Raw genomic sequence first — 18,295 nt, 5'->3', positions numbered from 1 at the left:
ATATAAATAAAATCAATATAAAACAATGATTTAAAATAGTTTGGCAAGTTGGCAAGAAACCTGAATAGGTTATAGCGAATCCAACAAGTCATTAAGAGGTAAATAGTATGGGTATCTTCTCTCGCTTTTCAGATATCGTAAACTCCAACATCAATGCTTTATTAGATAAAGCAGAAGATCCGGAAAAAATGGTCCGCCTGATTATTCAGGAAATGGAAGACACACTGGTTGAAGTACGTTCTACCTCAGCCAAAACTATTGCAGAGAAAAAAGAGCTGCAACGTGTAGTGTCTAAATTAGAAGCTGAAGTGGCTGACTGGCAGGCGAAAGCTGAACTGGCTTTGAGTAAAGAACGTGAAGACTTAGCCCGTGCTGCACTGATTGAACGTCAGAAATCAGCTGACCAGGCTGCAGCTGTAGCCGCCGACATCAGTCATTTAGATGAACATGTCAGCAAATTGCAGGACGAAGTCAGTCAGTTGCAGGATAAGTTAGCTGATGCCAAAGCTCGTCAGAAAGCCATGCTGATGCGTCAGAAAACGGTGTCATCCCGTTTAGATGTAAAACGCAGCCTGGACAGCAACCGTTTAAACGACGCTATGTACAAGTTTGAACGTTATGAGCAAAAAATCGATTCACTGGAAGCTCAGGTTGAATCGTACGATTTAGGTAAAAAAACCTTAAAAGATGAGTTTGCAGAATTGGCCTCATCTGACAAAATCGATAACGAACTGGCTGAATTAAAAGCTAAAATGTCTAAAAAAGATAACGCCTGATTATCAGGCGTTATAGGAGCTAAAGATGGAAATTACTGAGGTCATTGGTGTACCACTCATTGTATTCATGATTTTTGTGGCGCCACTGTGGGTTTTTATGCACTACAGAAGCAAAAACAAAATTGGTGAGGGTTTGGGTGACAGTGAACTGGCTCAACTGAATGAGTTATCTCATCGCGCCGAGAAAATGGCAGACCGCATCAAAACGCTGGAAGCGATTTTAGATGCGGAGTCACCTAAGTGGAGAGAGAAACATGACTAAAATACGCAAAGAGCTGTTGCGGGATGACCGCAACGGCAAACTGGCCGGGGTTTGCGCAGGTATTGCAGACTACTTCGGTTGGGAAGTGTGGTTAGTTCGGTTGATTGTGGTCACTTCGGTGTTATTAGGTTTAGGTGGTTTGTTGCCTGTTTTGTACGTGGCGGCCTGGTTTATTCTGGAGAAAAAGTCAGTGCATGAAGCGAAAAAAGGCTTCACTGAATCTGCATACGATGAACGCCCTGTAGAAGTAAAAACCCGGGTATGGCAACGCGGTGAAGTGCCTAAGTCAGCCTTACATCATCTGGTCAATCAATTTAATAGTCTGGAATTACGTTTACGCGACATGGAAACTCATGTGACCTCTGCCAAGTTTCAACTGAACAGAGAAATCAGCAAGTTATAGTGAGTCTGTCGAAAGACGCCATATAGGAACACTGCATGGATTGGTTTAAAAAGGCGCGCTGGCATTCAGAACAACTGACACAGCGCGCCTTTCACCGTCAGCTCAGGCTGGGCGTGACCGGCTTAAGCGGCGCAGGAAAAACTGCGCTCTTAACTGCAATAGTGCACCAGTTAACTCAAAGTCACTCTTCTCACTTACCTTTTTTTTCCGTGATGCAAAAACGTTGGTTGGGGGCTCGTATTGATGACAATCAATTGCCACAACTGCCTCGTTTTGGCTTCGAGAAAAACTTAAGTTATCTGCAGCAACAGCCTGCCTGTTGGCCGCCATCTACTGTCGGCTGGAGTCAGTTGACCTTAGCATTACGTTATCAGAGCGAATCCAGCTTGCGCGCCCGCTTTCAGGATTATCAGGAAACCGAACTGGTACTGGTGGATTATCCGGGTGAGTGGTTGCTGGATTTGCCCATGCTGCAACAGAATTACCAGCAGTGGTGTGAACAAAGCTGGTTGCTGTTTGCTCAATCCCACAGGGCAGCCACCGCAGAGGGCTTTAAACAGCGGCTAGAGGCCATTGATTTAAATGATGCCTCTGTGCTTTCTGTGCAAGAGCTGTGCACTGAATACGGCACCTTACTAAAGCAATTCCGTGAAGTTGCAGGGGCTTATTTAAATCAGCCGGGCCGACTACTGGTGCCTGGTGAATTTGAAGGCACCCCTTTGCTGCAATTATTGCCCTTGTTACCTGAACAGCTTACACAAGGTGGGGTTTTGGTGGATCTGATGCAAAAACATTTTGTCAGCTACCAACGTCAGGTGATTGAACCATTTTACCGTCAGTACTTTTCCGGCTTAGATCGTCAGGTGGTGCTGGTCGATATTTTAGGCGCACTGAATGCCGGTGAATCCGCACTTTTAGAACTGAAACAAAGTTTATTGCTGATTTTACAAAGTTTTGATTATGGTCCTGAACATTGGCTGCGGCGTATTTTTAAACCCCGTATCAGTAAAGTGTTATTTGCGGTCAGTAAAGCCGACCATGTCACTCCGGATCAGCATCAGGCGCTGACTTTGCTATTGCAGCAGCTCTTGTTACAGCATCTTCAGAGTGTGAAGTTCCAGCTCTGCCCTTACGAAGTAATGGCGATAACCGCTATTAAGGCCAGCGAAGCAGGTTTTGTGAAACAAAACGGCCTGCAGCAGCCTTGTCTACGCGGACTTAGCGCACAAACAGGAGAGGCGCTGACTTATTATCCGGGTGATGTGCCGCGCTACTGGCCGGATCATCAGCTGTTTACCGAACATCATTTTGAGTTTCAGTCTCTGGCACCTTTGCCATGGCCTAAACAGCAAGTGCTGCAACATATCCGTTTGGATCATCTGCTTGAGTACCTGCTAGGAGATAAACTGACATGAGCGATTTAAAACAAGCGAAAAGCTTTAAAGAGGCCGATTTTATTGGTTCAGATATGGTTTCAGAACTGCCTATGGCAAAGGCTGTGCAGTTTGAACAGACGGATTTTGTGCTCGAGCCACAAGTCGAACCAGAACCACCAAAACGCAAGCCTGTGTCTGCATTGCTATGGGCTGGCATCAGCAGTGTTGTGCTATTAGTGACAGTGGCTTTATACAGCGCCGTGACTACTATCCAGCAGGCTTTTACAGCACCTGGTATCAGTACTGTGCTGGAAGCCTTATTTTGTGTCGCTTTATTAACCTTAGGCAGCCTGCTGCTGCTGCGTGAATGGCGTTTATGGCGGCGTTTAGCAAAAACCAGAAAGTGGCAACAAGCGCATCAGCGTATTCATGCCAGTGTTCAGTATGGTGAAGCTGAACAGCTGTGTCTGGATATCGCCGCCGTTTTACCTGAATCAACACAACAGGATGTGGCAGACTGGAAAGCCCAAAAACAAACAGAACACAGTGATCAGGAACTGCTGGATTTGTTTGAATTAAAGGTGCTGAGTAAAGCCGATGCCCGTGTGCGTCAACAGATCCATCAAGCCTCTGCGGACACAGCTATGGCTGTGGCTGTCAGCCCTTTTGCGTTGGCAGATATGTTGCTGGTGCTCTGGCGCACCAGTAAATTATTACGCCAGATGGCAGAAAGTTATGGTGCTTCTTTGGGGCAATTGCGTAGCCTGCTGTTGATCAAACATTTGTTTGCCGCTTTATTATGGGCGGGCAGTTCAGAGCTGGCGCTGGATTTAGGCTCAGATCTGATAGGCGCTGAGCTGACCAGCAAATTGTCGATGCGGGCAGGGCAAGGTTTAATAGCAGGTATGCTGGTCGCCCGCTTAGGTTTAGCGGCGCAGCAGTTGTTACGGCCTTTGCCCCTGGCGCAAAGCCAAAAGCTAAGTTTGCTGGATTTAAGCAAAGCCTTAGTGCGGCGTCTGCTGGGCAAAGCTGCTCCTTTGTCAACTTAACGCTACATTTGTTGTTGTTTTTGTTAAAACTGACGGTGCTGCTTCAGACCGTCAGATGTCTATATGCCTTGTCGCTGATCTGCCTGCTCGGTATAAAAAACTCATAAAAAATAAAACAGTAGTAATGACAGGTGTTTTTATGAGTAAGCAGCAGTACAGTCATCCTGATACGGTATGTATTCATGCCGGAAAAACCGGTTTAAATCCACACGGCGCTTTAGCCACTCCTTTGTATCAGACCTCCACTTTTGTATTTGACAGCGCCGAACAAGGCGCAGCGCGTTTTGCCGGAGAAGAGCCGGGTTATATCTACACTCGTTTGGGTAACCCAACCACAAGAGAGCTGGAATTAAAAGTAGCAGCACTGGAAGGCATGGAAGATGCCGCCGCCACTGCCACTGGGATGGGCGCAGTCGCCGCTGCCACTATGGCCTTTTTACAGCAAGGTGATCATCTGATTGCCAGCAAAGCGATTTATGGTTGTAGTTTTGCACTCTTTAATCATCAGTTTGCCCGTTATGGCATAGACGTCAGTTTTGTCGATATGACAGATCATAACGCCATCAAACAGGCGCTGAAAGCCAACACCAAAATGATTTTTGCGGAAACACCTGTTAACCCGACTCTGACAGTGCTTGATTTAGACTTTATTGGCCAGTTTGCCAAAAAGCACCAGTTAATCTCAGTGATTGATAACACCTTTCTGACGCCTTTGCTGCAAAAACCGGCTGACTATGGCATAGACCTGATTTTGCACAGTGCCACCAAGTACCTGAACGGCCATGGCGATGTAGTAGCCGGCATTATTGTTGGTAGTGCTGAACGCATTACTCAGATTAAACTCACCACCCTGAAAGATATGGGCGCGACTATCAGCCCCCATGATGCCTGGCTGATTATCCGTGGCCTGAAAACCTTATCAGTGCGGATGGAGCGGCATTGCCAGAACGCGCAAAAAGTTGCTGAATTTCTCGAAGCCCACCCGGCGATAGGGCAGGTGTATTACCCTGGGTTAAAATCTCATCCCGGTTACAAATTTATCGGCAAACAAATGAAAGCTGCTGGTGGTGTCCTGGCCTTTGAGCTCAATGGCAGTCTGGATGATGGCCGTTATTTTATAAATCAGTGTCAGTTATTGAGCCTTGCCGTCAGCCTCGGCGATGCAGAGTCACTGATCCAGCATCCGGCTTCAATGACTCATAGTCCTTATACGCCAGAAGAACGCCAAATGGCGGGTATTAGTGATGGCTTGATCCGTATTTCTGTGGGGCTTGAGCATGTCGAAGATATTATTGCTGACCTTAAGCAGGCGCTGACATTAATGCAGCAAAAGCAGCAGAAGTCCCCCTTGTCGTTGTAACCATAGCTTTACAAAAACAGCAGAGTTGACGTTCACGTCAACTCTGCAATGGGTTAACAGCTGTTGTCCAATCCTCTAGTATCTGCCGCAACTAAAGGGTTCTGCCCATATAAGAGTGTTGAACAGGGTTCTATGAGTAAATCAAGCAAATATGTATCGCATCAGTCGGATAAAGATGGTTTTATCCACTGGTCGGCTGAAGAAAACCAAATCTGGTCTGAGCTTATGCAGCGTCAGCTTTCCTGTATTGAAGGCAAAGCCTGCGACGAATATCTGGATGGCCTGAAGAAGCTGAATTTGCCTGTGGATCGTATTCCACAGCTGGCTGAAGTTAATGCGGTATTAGAGCCAAGCACAGGCTGGAAAGTGACTGAAGTGCCGGCTTTGATTAGTTTTGATCGGTTTTTTCAGCTGTTAGCCAACAAAGAATTTCCGGTTGCCACTTTTATCCGCAGCAGGGAAGAGTTTGATTACCTGCAAGAGCCTGATGTGTTTCATGAAATATTTGGCCACTGCGCTATGCTGACTCATCCGGCTTTCGCTGAATTTACCCATACCTATGGCAAACTGGGCTTAGCAGCCAGCAAAGAAGACCGTGTGTATCTGGCGCGTTTGTACTGGTTTACTATCGAGTTTGGCTTATTAAGCAGCAAAGATGGCTTGCGGATTTATGGCGGCGGTATTTTGTCTTCACCAGGCGAAACTTTATACGCCATCAGCTCTGATGTGCCAGATCGCAAAGTGTTTGATGTGGTGGACGTGCTGCGAACGCCTTACCGTATCGATATTATGCAGCCTGTGTATTTTATGATTAATTCGATTAACGATTTATTTGATGTATCCCAACTGGATTTAATGGCTATGGTCCAACAGGCCCGATCCCTGGGTTTACATGCGCCTAAATTTCCGCCTAAAGAAAAAAAGGCGAGCTAAGCTCTGCCCATAACTGAGAACACACTGATGTCTGAATTAAAACAAGCCAAATGTGAAGCCTGCCGTGCTGACGCACCAAAGGTATCGGATGAAGAATTAGCCCAACTGATGCACCAAATCCCGGATTGGACTCCAGTGGCCCGTGATGGCATTTTACAACTGGAACGTGAGTTTAAATTTAAAAACTTTAAACTGGCCTGGGCTTTTCATCAGCAAGTGGCGCAGCTGGCTGAAGATGAAGGTCACCATCCGGCCTTGTTGCTGGAGTGGGGCAAGCTCACAGTGACCTGGTGGTCGCATTCGATCAAAGGCCTGCATAAAAACGATTTTATTTGTGCCGCTAAAACCGATGCGTTGTTAGTTTCTTAACCGCTTCTGCTGCAGGGGATGGGTTTGTCCCATCCCATCTCCTCTGCTACACACAGCCCCCACACTTTGATCCCTTCCAGCTGCAACTCCCCATGCTACACATAGCGTACAAAGCGGATGTGCATATTTCTTTACAAATAGTACTGGTCTGCCTGAGCCTCTTTACCGTATGATTAAACCTAAGCAAAAGCTTGAGGTGGTTTTTTATCATGAGGTTAGAAATTCATTGCCAGGACCGACTGGGTATTACTCAGGAAGTGTTAAATATCCTGGTCAGCTATCAGTTGGATTTACGTGGTATTGAAGTGGATCCGATCCTTGGCCGGATTTATGTGTCATTCCCGACCGTTGAGTTTGAAAAATTCCAGGAGTTGATGGTGAAAATTCGCCGTATTCCCGGAGTCGACGATGTAAAAACCACGGCTTTTATGCCGTCGGAACGGGAACACAACGAACTGACTACCTTATTACGCACTCTGCCAGATGGCATTATTGCGGTAGACACCCGTGCTAATGTGACCATTATTAACGAAGCCGCGCTCGAAGCTTTATCCATGGAGCGCAGTGCTATTGAAGGACAGTCGCTGACCGCTATGGTCAAAGGTTTTAATTTAAGCCGCTGGCTGGAAAGTGATGATGTGCTGGCCCAAACCCGCAGGGTAGAAATTCAGAATAAACGCTTTATCGCTGACTTATTGCCTGTGTTGGTGCCGGGTGATGCGGGCAAAGATATTCTGGCTGGGGCTGTACTGAACCTGAAATCTGAAAGCCGTCTGGGTGAGCAGATGGTGGTGTTTAAAAAAGGCGATCAGGAAAGCTTTAATAACTTGCATGCCCACAGTAATTTGATGCGAAAAGTTGTACGTGAAGCAAAAAAAATGGCTCAACTGGATGCGCCTATTTTGATTATGGGTGAAACAGGCACAGGCAAAGAAGTATTGGCGCGGGCTTGTCATGCCGCCAGCAGCAGAACAGGCAAGCCCTTTTTAGCGGTAAATGTGGCAGCTATGCCGGATTTAGTCGCAGAATCTGAACTCTTTGGTCATGGCCCTAACGCTTTTCCAGGGGCCAGTGAAGCGAAAAAAGGTATTTTTGAACAGGCCAACAAAGGCACTGTGTTTCTCGATGAAGTGGGCGAGATGTCGCGTGAGCTGCAAACCAAGCTCATTCGCTTTTTGCAGGATGGCAGTTTCCGCCGTGTCGGGGATGAAAACGAAGTCAAAGTGGATGTGCGGGTAATTTGCACTACGCAAAAAGACTTACCTGCCATGGTGCAGGAAGGTAAGTTCCGCGAGGATTTATTCTATCGATTAAACGTGCTGACACTGAACTTGCCACCGCTTCGTGAGCGTAAACAGGATGTTGTGCCTCTGGCCGAGTTTTTTATCGCGCGTTTTGCTGCCCGCCTGGGTCGTAAAGCTCCCAAACTGACCGATTCTTGTGCACATTTTCTGCAACATTACCCCTGGCCCGGCAATGTGCGTCAGTTAGAGAATGCCTTATACCGGGCTGTGACTTTGCTGGAAGGTTATGAGCTGGATAAAGAGCATATGCAACTGCCAAGTTACACCAGTGACTTTGGCTATCTGGAAAAAGATTTTGATGGCACGCTGGATGAAGCAGTACGGAGTTTTGAAGCTGACTTATTACGAAAACTCTACCCGGCTTATCCAAGTTCACGCCAGTTGGCGAAAAAACTCGGTTTAAGTCACACCGCTGTCGCGAATAAATTGCGCGAATACGGCATTAACCGTAAGAGCGTAAAAATTTAAATACGCTTTGTGTGATTTGCTCTACAAAGACCAGGCCCTAAAGCTCGTTTTAGGGCCTTTTTGTTTCTTATTTAAGCGAAAGGGCATTTTTGTCAGTTATTCTGTACAAAAATGCCCTTTTTTCGTCAGACAGTCATCCGTGGAGCCTCTCTTCCATTTTTTTCCGGCAAGCGCAAGATAAGCACAAATTAGCCTGATTTTTTTCTGGAGATACTGATGTTTGACCCTATTAACCCTTTGGGTACCGATGGTTTTGAATTTGTTGAGTACACTGCGGCCACAGAGCAGGGTATTGAGGATTTGAAGCAACTCTTTAGTTCTTTAGGTTTTACTGAAGTCGCTAAACACCGCTCTAAAGAAGCCTGGTTATACAAACAAGGTGATGTGAATTTTATTGTGAACGGTCAGCCAAATTCTCAGGCTGAACAGTTTGCAGCTGAACATGGCCCAAGCGTCTGTGCTATGGCATTCCGGGTGAAAGATGCAGCCGAAGCCTTACAACACGCTGTGGCCAACGGTGCTAAGGCCTACCAGAATCAGGTTGGTCCTATGGAGCTGAATATCCCTGCTGTGTACGGCATTGGCAGCAGCTTGTTGTATTTTGTTGACCGTTATGGTCAGAATTCTGTGTATGACGTTGATTTTAAATTCTACGACAACTGGCAAGCTGAAATGGCAAAAAACCAGGTGGGTTTAGAGGTGGTTGACCACCTGACTCACAATGTACGTCGTGGCAATATGGCGCTGTGGGCTGGTTTTTATGAGCGTATCGGCAACTTCCGCGAAATCCGTTATTTTGATATCGAAGGCAAGCTGACAGGTCTGGTGTCTAAAGCCATGACAGCGCCTTGTGGCAAAATCCGTATTCCAATCAATGAATCGTCTGATGATAAATCTCAGATTGAAGAGTTTATCCGTGAATACAAAGGTGAAGGTATTCAGCACATCGCCATGACCACTGACGATATTTATCAGACAGTGCGTACACTGCGTCAGCGTGGTATGGATTTTATGCCAACGCCAGATACCTATTACGAGCGTGTAAACGCCCGTGTTGAAGGCCATACTGAAGATCTGGAGCAGTTAAAAGAGCTGCGTGTACTGATTGATGGTGCGCCGATGAAAGACGGTATTTTATTGCAGATCTTTACCAAAACTGTGATTGGCCCTGTATTCTTTGAAATCATTCAGCGTAAAGGCAATGAAGGTTTTGGCGAAGGCAATTTCAAAGCTTTGTTTGAATCCATTGAAGAAGATCAAATTCGTCGCGGAGTACTGTAACTATGCGTAAGTGGGCGTCTTTTCCGGTAAAAGAAGGCGAAATTTCCCGTCAGGCTCATGCTGATTTTCCAGACAGAGCTATTTATGAGCGTGAAGTGGGCCGCAGTGGCTTTTTTGGTCCTGCCACCCATTTCCATCACACTCATGCCCCAACAGGCTGGAGTGACTGGGAAGGGCCATTAAAACCACGTTTGTATAACTTTAATGATATAGCGGGTAATCAAAACGTTTCACCCTGGCAGGTGCCCACTTTGTTGCATAATGCGCACTGTAAAATGCGCACATGGCGTTTAACAGAGTCGATGGATTACCTGGTGCGTAATGCCGACGGTGACGAGCTGTTGTTTGTGCATGAAGGTGCTGCAGAACTGTATTGCGACTATGGCCATTTAACCTTACGGGATGGTGATTATGTGGTGATCCCACGTTCCACCCTATGGCGTTTAGAGGTCACAGAGCCGCTGTTTTTATTGCTGATTGAAGCCACCAACGACTCTTTTCAGTTACCGGAAAAAGGTTTGGTGGGTAATCATGCTATTTTTGATGCGGCGATGATTGACACACCAAAAATTGATGATGCCTTTAAAGCACAGTACAGCGAACAGCAAAGTCGGGTGCAGGTAAAACGTCACGATCAGGTGTCGGTCATTACTTATCCATACAATCCACTGGATGCGATTGGCTGGCATGGCGATTTAACAGTGATGCGGATTAACTGGCGGGATATCCGGCCTTTAATGAGCCACAGATACCACTTACCTCCGTCAGCGCACACGACTTTTGTCGCGCAGCGTTTTGTGGTTTGTACCTTTGTACCTCGTCCTATTGAAAGCGACCCTGGTGCGTTAAAAGTGCCGTTTTATCACAACAACGACGATTACGACGAAGTGCTGTTTTACCATGCAGGCGATTTTTTCAGCCGCGATAATATTGAACGTGGCATGGTCACATTTCACCCTGCAGGTTTTACCCATGGCCCTCATCCTAAAGCTTTTCAGGCCGGTCGTGAGTATAAAAAGAAATTTACCGATGAGGTGGCTGTAATGCTGGATACCCGTGATGCACTTTTTGTAGGTGATGCGGCTTTAGCCACTGAAAACCCGGACTATGTGAATAGCTGGAAAATCAAACCGGCCACTTTGTAAGGATTAAAAATGAAGTTAGCAAGTTTAAAAAATGGTCAGCGTGATGGTCAGTTAGTGGTGGTTAGCCGGGACTTATCCCGTTGTATCGCTGTACCTGCGATTGCCGGTACTATGCAACAGGCGCTGGATCACTGGTCTGTGGCCGCACCACAACTTTCTGAAGTCTATCAGGCACTGAATTCGGCTTCTGTGCACGGTGAACAGCCTTTTGACCAGGCGCAGTGTGAATCTCCTTTGCCACGTGCTTATCAATGGGCTGACGGCAGTGCTTATGTCAATCACGTGGAGCTGGTGCGTCGCGCCCGCAATTCAGAAATGCCTCCAAGTTTCTGGACTGATCCTCTGATGTATCAGGGCGGTTCAGATGATTTCATTGGTCCACGCGATCAGATTGAAGTGGTCAGCGAAGACTACGGCATCGATTTTGAAGGCGAAGTGGCAGTGATCACCGACGATGTACCTATGGCAATCAGTGCTGAAGAAGCCCGCCATAAAATCCGTCTGGTGATGCTGGTGAACGACGTGTCTCTGCGCGGTTTAATTCCAAATGAACTGGCGAAGGGTTTTGGTTTTTTCCAGTCTAAACCTGCTTCGGCCTTTAGCCCTGTTGCTGTGACTCCTGATGAGTTAGGCGGCGACTGGTTAGATGCCAAACTGCATCTGCCTTTAGTGTCGCATTTAAATGGCAAGCTGTTTGGTAAACCAAACGCAGGTGTTGATATGACCTTTGATTTTGGTCAACTGGTGGCTCATGCAGCTAAAACCCGTAACTTAGGTGCCGGCGCTGTCATTGGTTCTGGTACAGTATCGAACAAACAAGGCACGGATTACGGTACTTCTATTGATGAAGGTGGTTTAGGCTACAGCTGTATCGCTGAGATCCGTATGATTGAAACCATTCGTGATGGTGCGCCTAAAACCTCTTTTATGAAATTTGGCGACAGTATCCGTCTGGAAATGCTGGATGCTAAAGGCCAATCGGTATTTGGTGCCATTGAGCAAAAAGTAGTGAAATACGGCGTCTAATTGACGTGATTAACTAAGCCAGTCGATTTCTCCGTCAGGGGACGACTGGCTTTTTTGTATCTGCTTTACAAGGTAAATCATAAAATGAAATTACATGGTTACTGGCGCTCCAGCGCAGCCTACAGAGTGCGTATCGCGTTGAATATCAAAGGTCTGGAGGCAGAGCATTGTCCTGTGCATCTGGTCAATAATGGCGGAGAGCAGCATAGTGCGGGTTATCAGCTATTAAATCCGGCACAACTGGTGCCGACTCTGGAAGATGGCGGGCTGAGTCTGAATCAGTCGCTGGCCATTATTCAGTATCTGGAAGACTGCTATCCTCAGGTTCCATTATTCCCTGCGGACCCAGCGCAGAAGGCAGCTGTAATGGCTTTTGCGTTAGATATTGCCTGCGATATTCACCCTTTGAATAACCTGAGAGTACTGCAGTATCTGACCGGGCCTTTGGCATTATCCGAACTACAAAAAATGCAGTGGATAAAACACTGGCTGGCTGTGGGTTTTGACGCACTGGAGAAACGGTTGTTGTTAACTGCCGATCGTTATTGCTTTGGTGATGAGATCACGATTGCGGATCTTTGTTTAGTACCTCAGGTTTATAATGCATTGCGGTTTCAACTGGATATGAAAAACTATCCTTTGATCAGCGCCATTTATCAGCGTTGCAATGAACTGGAGGCGTTCCAAAAAGCTGCACCGGAGCAGCAGGCTGATGCTGTTTAAATCGCATCGACCTTGCATTTTTGCTACTCTGACGCGACTGAATGCAGTAGAAGAGTGTAGAAGATGAAACTGCCAAAAAAACCTGTTAATGCGGTGCTGTTTTATGTTGGAACCCTGGGGTTGTTGACTCAAGTGCTGGTTAGTTTTTACTTATTGACTCAGGGCCGTACCATGGAATGGCACTGGTGGTTTCACTGGCTGGCGCCTACGCTTTGTTTGTTGTGGGGTCTGATCCCCAGACTGCAATTGCAAAAAGAACAGCAGGACAGGCGGTCATAGTGAGTTAGCGTCCCGGTGTAAACATACCTTCAATGCGAACTTCACTGACCCCGTCTTTATTAAAATGAAATTTGATTTGCGCCATATTTTTGTGAAAAAAGTACGGTGTATCATCAAACATCAGTACATAGCCACCACGGGCTTTATCCTGGTATTTAGGATCGGTGTTTTTACTGAGTTTAAAACTGTGTTTTCCCAGCGACCAGTCAAACCCTTGTAAAGGTTTGTTGATCCAATCCGTGACCCAGATTTGTTCATCCTGATGCAAAACCAGGGCTAAGGTATATTTGGATGGCAATTCAGCCACTTCAACCGCCTGAATACCAGCCTGAAATACTTCAGTACCATTTTGTTGTTTAAACGAAAAGCCAAACTGCAGGCTTTGTTTTGTTCCGTCCAGCAAGGTCAGCTGGCCTTGTCCTGGCACAGTAAAATAGGCCCATGTTGTGGGAACCCATAGCAAAAAGAGCAACATCAGGCTCGTTTTAACCATACAACACCTCAAACTCCATGTGAGACTTCAGTCAGTTAGCTTGTCAGATACAAAGTGAGTTCTTGACCAGGCTGTAAGTACATATTTGTTTTAATATTATTCCATTTCACGATATCAGCAACTTTTACCTTAAAACGTTGAGCTATGCTGGCTAAGGAGTCACCAGGCCTGACTTTATAGGTCATGCTTTTTGCCGCTGCTGTTGTTTGTGGCTTTGACTCACTGTAGTAGGTCAGCTTTTGGCCTGGTTTCAATTGAGCTGTGGTGCCCAATTTATTCCAGTTGCTCAGTTGCTCAGTACTGACATTTAGCTTTTTGCCTATTTCCCATAAGCTATCGCCACTTTTAACTGTGTAGGTTTGCCCCTCTGAAGCCAGGGTATTGGATTTTTTAGCAGTACGAGCGGTGACAACGGGTTCGTCAGGTTGTTCTAAGCCTGGGATGGTCAACAGCTGGCCAATTTTTAGTTGGCTGGAATTTAAATTGTTGGCGCGCTGCAGGGCTTTCACCGAGGTTTTATGAGCCGCTGCAATCTTACTTAAGCTGTCACCGGATTTAACCTGGTAGCGGCCAGTGGAAGCAACAGGGGCTACTTTTACCTTTGGCAAGGCTGCTATTTGCTGATCTATATCATCAGCACTGCGAAAAGGGACCACTAGCGGGTAACTGGCACTGGGTACTGTAGTGGTTTTAAAACCCGGATTCAGGCGTCTGAGTTCCGCGACCCTCAGGTTTAACAGGTCTGCAGCTTTGACTAAATCCAAACCTCTGTTGATTTGGATCACTTTGGTTTGTGGCTGATTCGCCAACATTGGCATAGGAATAGCGTATTTTTCCGGGTGTTTTAAAAGTTCTGCCAACGCCAGTAATTTGGGTATATAGCTGGTATTTTGTTTCGGCAAATTTAATGACCAGAAATCCGTTGGTTTTCCTTTGGATCTGTTGCGTTCAATAGCTTTAAAAACCCGGCCTTCACCTGCGTTAAAAGCTGCCACTGCACTTAGCCAGTCCTGATCAACATTACTGTACAGATACTGCAAATAATCCATAGCAGCACGGCTGGATTCAATCACATCACGGCGACCGTCATACCAGGCATTTTGTTTTAAACCAAAATTACGGCCCGTACCTTGAGTGAATTGCCAAATCCCCAGCACTCCGGAAAATGAACCCGCTTTAGGATTATAGGTACTTTCAACTATAGGTAGCAGTGCCAGTTCAAGTGGCATCTTGCGTCGTTCAAGTTCTGTGACTATATGGTACAAAAAGGGTTCTGCATTGTCCGAAGCAGTTTTTAACAACTTTTGATTACGGATAAAAAACTGCTTTTGGCTTTCAATATCATCGTTGTCAGGCACAGTTAGCGTCATTTGATCAGCGATACGTTGCCACAAATTATCGTATTGAGCTAATTCTGCATCAGGTTCTAATGGTGAATTATGCCTTAATAAGGCGTTGGCGACTTGCTGCGCAGTGGCCGCTTTGTCCTGAATCGGAGCATCAGAGGCTGATGTCTGGTATTGATCCTCAGCAGAGCCTGCTGTTTTATCCTGTGAGGTTGGAACGGCACAACTGGCCAGCAGTGCAGCCGCTACAGCGACAGATAATTTTTTCAGCATTCGCTTTTCCCAAAATCAAAAATCCGCCTTATGTTACCTGCTCAGCCTTCAAAAGCAAGGTTGTCGATCAAAATCGATCTTTGGCGGATCGTAACGCAGTAAACAGGTCCACTGCATTGTGTTGTTGCCAGCGGTGTTGTAATGCCGCATCTCCAGCCCTTAAAAAAGGGTTGATTTGCCGCTGTACAGCTAAAGGGGTAGGCAAGGTGGCTTGCTGTTGTTCCCTTTGTTGTTGACACCAGTGTTGATAGTCTGCAAGTTTGGTATTGTCCGGATCGGCCCAGCGGGCAAACTCCAGATTAGCCAGGGTATATTCGTGGGTGGCGTACACTAATGTTTGATCCGGCAAGGTCAGAATACGTGACAAACTTTGCCACATCTGCGCTGCCGACCCTTCAAACAAACGACCACAACCAGCATTAAATAAGGTATCACCGCAAAACAGAACGGGCGCTGAATAGTAGGCTATATGACCCAGTGTATGACCAGGAAGTTGCATCACCTGAAAAGTTAAACTGAAATCGGGCAGTTCAATCCGATCGTTGTCTTGCAACCAGACATCCGCATAAGGGATTTTTTGTTGTTCTAACGCCGGAGCATAAACCACAGCATCAGGCCAGAGTTGTTTTAGTTCATTGATGCCCCCTGTATGATCCGGATGATGGTGGGTGATCAGGATCACCGCTAATTGCAACTGCTGCTGTTGCAGATAGCGCTGCACTACGGCGGCATCACCCGGATCGACAATCAAAGCCAACTCTGCTTGGCGCAGGCACCAAATGTAGTTATCCTTAAAAGCGGCTAGGGCAGTGATGTCTGGCATAAATAATTTCCATAGCTGATGTTCTGATAAAGTGAAGTGTACCTGATGAAGCCTGCGTTAAGTTACCACAGTACAACAGTACCCCGACAGTGGCAGCAATTGCCGCAGGGCGAACTGATGGCTAAAGCTTTGGAAAAGCAGCTAAGTCAGTGGTGGCCAAAAATTTTTGGTTATCATCTGCTCAAAGTGGGCAATTTAAGCAGTGGCTTAGACACATCCGCCTGTAACATCAAGCACCAAATTTGTTTAAACGAACATCTGGAGCAAGCTTCTGTAGTGGCTGACCCTGATGCTCTGCCTTTTCTGGAACAATCAATAGACGCTGTATTACTGGCGCATTGTCTGGAATTTTACCCGGATCCTCACCATATAGTACGTGAAGCACATCGAGTATTGATGCCTGACGGCTACTTATTATTAAGTGGTTACAATCCGTTAAGCAGTGCCGGATTACTGAAACTCTGGCCCGGAGTTAAACAGCAATTGCCATGGGCTGGTCGTTTTTTTACGCCTTCCCGCGTGAAAGACTGGTTGCATTTATTAGGTTTTGAAGTGATGTACGAGCAACGCTTTTTCTGGTCCAGTTTACTTGGGCAGCACAAACCTGACAGCCGCTGGCAGAAATGGTGTGAAACTTATCTGGGGTATTTTGGTGCGTCTTATGTATTGGTTGCACGTAAAAGAGTTTTGCCTTTAACTCCAATACGACCAAAATGGCAAAGAGCGCCAGCTTTTCAAACTGCAGTAAAAGGCATCAGTGCCCGGCAAGAGGTCAATCACGATTAGGAACTTTTAGGCTGTTTTTGCAGCCACTGATCCAATTGATTGGCAAACTGTTGTTTATCCTGCGCTCCTAAAGGGGCGGGCCCTGAAAGCTGCACGCCACTGTTGCGCAGTTCTTCCTGTAAATTACGCATGGTGAGCCTGTCGCTGATATTGTCTGGCGTCAGTAGCCTGCCTTTGCTGGTAATACAAAGCGCTCCTTTAGCAACAACAGCTGCGGCCAGCGGAATATCATTACTGATCAGCAAATCACCTGATTCTATACGTTCTTCGATATAACGGTCGGCCACGTCAAAACCATGTTCAACCTGCACTGCTCTGATATAAGGGCTGCGCGGAATTTGAAAGCTGTGATTTGCAACCAGATAGAGCTGGACTTGTCGGCGTTCTGCTGCTTTAAATAAAATTTCTTTTAGTACTTTGGGGCAGGAGTCTGCATCAACCCAGATTGGCATCCTGATGTTCCTTTAATAGTTGTCTGGCTTGTTTGTGGCTTAATTTCATAAAAAACAGCAGTGGGTCGGCAATACCTGGTTGTTCGGCTTCAACAAAACCTAACTGACGATAACACTGCACCGCAATTTGGTTGTTCTGATAAACAAATAACGAAAAATCCCGTTGTGGCTGCTGTTGTAAACCCTGTGCAATCAAGCCTTTGATCAGCGTTTTGCTATGGCCCCGACCTCTGCTGTCCGGATGCACCAGTAAACGGGCCAGATGATTGCAGTCAAAACGATCACAAAGCTGACCAAAGGCAACTCGTTGTCTGTGCTGATAGAGCCAATAACTTTGTGTGCCCGGTAAATACAGCTGCTGTAAAAATTGTAAGGCTCTGATGGGAAACTGAAAGCCTTCACCACCCCACTGATCCAGACTTTGTTGTGATTCAAACCAGTTATGCAGATAAGCGGATTGCTCAGGTGTGACCGGGCTTAACTGGTAAGGGGCATGTTTCATAACTTATCCTTCAGCGGCGTGATCTGGTATCCCTGTTGAGTCAATTGTTTAATTAAGCCCTGATCCCCGGCCAGATGCAAAGCGCCGACCACAACAAAAAATGGCTTAGTCTTAGGTTCAGCGACCAGCTGTTTCACCCATGCATTGTTCCTTTTAACAATCAGGGTCTGATAAATAGCTGGGTAGTTCTTTAAGTCGTCCAGGTATAAGTGGTCTAACTGCTCGAGATCGCCGCTGCGCCAGGCTTTTCGCATTGCATCAAAGTCTTCGCTACTGTCTTTTAAATCATCCATGGTGCTTTTGATCAGTGTTTCAGCACCGCTGTTATTCAGCTCTGTAATCACATCCAAATGCTGTTGCATAGTTTCAAGGCCTGCTATCTTTTTGCCGGATTTTTGGGCTTCATCCTGCAAAAAGGCGTCGACTCCCGGCGCGGTGGCTCCCTGGGCCTGCAGTTGAGTTGTTGTCAGCATAATGGCGGCAAACGCAGGTTTAAAGCGGGTGATCTGCTCCAGCGGGATCTTATGTACTCTGCAGTAGTCAGCCAGTTGTTTTGCTAAAGGCGCAGAGAGGTGTTGCAACAAGTTTTCACCTGAAGGATAAGAGTTTAAAGCGATCATCTGTTGTATGCTCGCGGGGCTTGATAACTGCTCTAAATCCGTTTCCAGCACCAAAGTCTCACTCTGCTGCAGTGCCAGCAGGTATTCAGGTGGTAAAGGATAGTCCTTGGCACTTAGCATATGAACAGAGCCGGCCAGATAAAAAAGCTGTTTGCCTTTACTTACTTTCCATACGCCATCGGCGAATACAGTACTGCTAAGCAGCAGTAGAATAAAAGAGAAAAAAATACGGGTCACTACACAAAA

General features: G+C 46.5%; 21 protein-coding genes. 15 read left to right on the top strand and 6 right to left on the bottom strand.

The genetic code is table 11. From position 1 onward, the window contains the following. Positions 1–107: 107 nt before the first annotated feature. From pspA to J2W69_RS10890, 14 genes are all read left to right on the top strand, one after another. A complete protein-coding gene (gene pspA / locus J2W69_RS10955; protein WP_310278122.1) occupies positions 108–776 on the top strand; it encodes a phage shock protein PspA in 669 nt (222 codons plus the stop codon). 25 nt (positions 777–801) lie between these two features. After that, positions 802–1,038 carry an envelope stress response membrane protein PspB gene (gene pspB, locus J2W69_RS10950; protein ID WP_127024275.1) on the top strand — a complete coding sequence of 79 codons (237 nt, stop codon included), beginning with the start codon at positions 802–804 and terminating at the stop codon, positions 1,036–1,038. Further along, complete coding sequence (gene pspC, locus J2W69_RS10945) at positions 1,031–1,441, top strand: envelope stress response membrane protein PspC (protein WP_300930076.1); 411 nt, start codon at positions 1,031–1,033, stop codon at positions 1,439–1,441. The genes pspB and pspC overlap by 8 nt, the downstream gene beginning before the upstream one ends. A gap of 35 nt (positions 1,442–1,476) precedes the next feature. Beyond that, positions 1,477–2,856, top strand: coding sequence for a YcjX family protein (locus tag J2W69_RS10940; protein ID WP_310278116.1), 1,380 nt, complete (start codon positions 1,477–1,479; stop codon positions 2,854–2,856). Then, complete coding sequence (locus tag J2W69_RS10935; protein WP_310278114.1) at positions 2,853–3,866, top strand: TIGR01620 family protein; 1,014 nt, start codon at positions 2,853–2,855, stop codon at positions 3,864–3,866. The genes J2W69_RS10940 and J2W69_RS10935 overlap by 4 nt, the downstream gene beginning before the upstream one ends. 139 nt (positions 3,867–4,005) lie before the next feature. Beyond that, a complete protein-coding gene (gene megL, locus J2W69_RS10930; RefSeq protein ID WP_310278111.1) occupies positions 4,006–5,226 on the top strand; it encodes a methionine gamma-lyase in 1,221 nt (406 codons plus the stop codon). Between the two features lie 132 nt (positions 5,227–5,358). After that, positions 5,359–6,159 carry a phenylalanine 4-monooxygenase gene (phhA, locus tag J2W69_RS10925; RefSeq protein WP_310278108.1) on the top strand — a complete coding sequence of 267 codons (801 nt, stop codon included), beginning with the start codon at positions 5,359–5,361 and terminating at the stop codon, positions 6,157–6,159. Between the two features lie 27 nt (positions 6,160–6,186). Continuing rightward, positions 6,187–6,528, top strand: coding sequence for a 4a-hydroxytetrahydrobiopterin dehydratase (locus J2W69_RS10920; RefSeq protein WP_310278105.1), 342 nt, complete (start codon positions 6,187–6,189; stop codon positions 6,526–6,528). Between the two features lie 209 nt (positions 6,529–6,737). Next, a complete protein-coding gene (gene tyrR / locus J2W69_RS10915) occupies positions 6,738–8,300 on the top strand; it encodes a transcriptional regulator TyrR (RefSeq protein ID WP_310278102.1) in 1,563 nt (520 codons plus the stop codon). Positions 8,301–8,516: 216 nt separating this feature from the next. Continuing rightward, the gene (gene hppD / locus J2W69_RS10910; RefSeq protein ID WP_310278098.1) at positions 8,517–9,581 is read left to right on the top strand and encodes a 4-hydroxyphenylpyruvate dioxygenase; all 1,065 of its coding nucleotides are present in this window, start codon (positions 8,517–8,519) and stop codon (positions 9,579–9,581) included. Between the two features lie 2 nt (positions 9,582–9,583). Beyond that, a complete protein-coding gene (locus J2W69_RS10905) occupies positions 9,584–10,726 on the top strand; it encodes a homogentisate 1,2-dioxygenase (protein ID WP_310278096.1) in 1,143 nt (380 codons plus the stop codon). A 9-nt stretch (positions 10,727–10,735) separates the two neighbouring features. Beyond that, complete coding sequence (locus J2W69_RS10900; RefSeq protein ID WP_310278094.1) at positions 10,736–11,752, top strand: fumarylacetoacetate hydrolase family protein; 1,017 nt, start codon at positions 10,736–10,738, stop codon at positions 11,750–11,752. 84 nt (positions 11,753–11,836) lie between these two features. Then, complete coding sequence (gene maiA / locus J2W69_RS10895) at positions 11,837–12,475, top strand: maleylacetoacetate isomerase (RefSeq protein WP_310278092.1); 639 nt, start codon at positions 11,837–11,839, stop codon at positions 12,473–12,475. A gap of 63 nt (positions 12,476–12,538) precedes the next feature. Continuing rightward, positions 12,539–12,754 carry a hypothetical protein gene (locus J2W69_RS10890; protein ID WP_310278090.1) on the top strand — a complete coding sequence of 72 codons (216 nt, stop codon included), beginning with the start codon at positions 12,539–12,541 and terminating at the stop codon, positions 12,752–12,754. Between the two features lie 4 nt (positions 12,755–12,758). On the opposite strand, the gene J2W69_RS10885 is transcribed toward J2W69_RS10890, so the two are convergent. The 3 genes from J2W69_RS10885 to gloB all read right to left on the bottom strand — a co-directional run bounded on the left by J2W69_RS10885 (position 12,759) and on the right by gloB (position 15,689). Beyond that, the gene (locus J2W69_RS10885) at positions 12,759–13,247 is read right to left on the bottom strand and encodes a hypothetical protein (RefSeq protein WP_310278087.1); all 489 of its coding nucleotides are present in this window, start codon (positions 13,245–13,247) and stop codon (positions 12,759–12,761) included. A gap of 35 nt (positions 13,248–13,282) precedes the next feature. Further along, positions 13,283–14,866 (bottom strand): lytic transglycosylase, encoded by a 1,584-nt coding sequence (locus tag J2W69_RS10880; protein ID WP_310278085.1) that lies wholly within the window; start codon positions 14,864–14,866, stop codon positions 13,283–13,285. 67 nt (positions 14,867–14,933) lie between these two features. Next, complete coding sequence (gloB, locus tag J2W69_RS10875; RefSeq protein WP_310278082.1) at positions 14,934–15,689, bottom strand: hydroxyacylglutathione hydrolase; 756 nt, start codon at positions 15,687–15,689, stop codon at positions 14,934–14,936. 45 nt (positions 15,690–15,734) lie between these two features. Here gloB and J2W69_RS10870 point away from each other — a divergent pair, with 45 nt between their 5' ends. Next, positions 15,735–16,475, top strand: a complete 741-nt coding sequence (locus tag J2W69_RS10870) for a class I SAM-dependent methyltransferase (RefSeq protein ID WP_310278078.1) — start codon at positions 15,735–15,737, stop codon at positions 16,473–16,475. Here the strand turns inward: J2W69_RS10870 and J2W69_RS10865 are convergent. From J2W69_RS10865 to J2W69_RS10855, 3 genes are read right to left on the bottom strand one after another with little or no spacing between them, the layout of a single operon-like run. Then, complete coding sequence (locus tag J2W69_RS10865; RefSeq protein WP_310278075.1) at positions 16,472–16,927, bottom strand: YaiI/YqxD family protein; 456 nt, start codon at positions 16,925–16,927, stop codon at positions 16,472–16,474. The genes J2W69_RS10870 and J2W69_RS10865 overlap by 4 nt on opposite strands. Then, the gene (locus tag J2W69_RS10860; protein ID WP_310278072.1) at positions 16,911–17,429 is read right to left on the bottom strand and encodes a GNAT family N-acetyltransferase; all 519 of its coding nucleotides are present in this window, start codon (positions 17,427–17,429) and stop codon (positions 16,911–16,913) included. Before J2W69_RS10860 ends, J2W69_RS10865 begins: the two co-directional genes overlap by 17 nt. Further along, the gene (locus tag J2W69_RS10855; protein WP_310278069.1) at positions 17,426–18,286 is read right to left on the bottom strand and encodes a TraB/GumN family protein; all 861 of its coding nucleotides are present in this window, start codon (positions 18,284–18,286) and stop codon (positions 17,426–17,428) included. Before J2W69_RS10855 ends, J2W69_RS10860 begins: the two co-directional genes overlap by 4 nt. Between the last annotated feature and the right edge of the window lie 9 nt (positions 18,287–18,295).

It is taken from the genome of Rheinheimera soli (assembly GCF_031457405.1).
Classification (GTDB): domain Bacteria; phylum Pseudomonadota; class Gammaproteobacteria; order Enterobacterales; family Alteromonadaceae; genus Pararheinheimera; species Pararheinheimera soli_A.
This window is presented reverse-complemented; position numbering and strand designations above follow the sequence as displayed.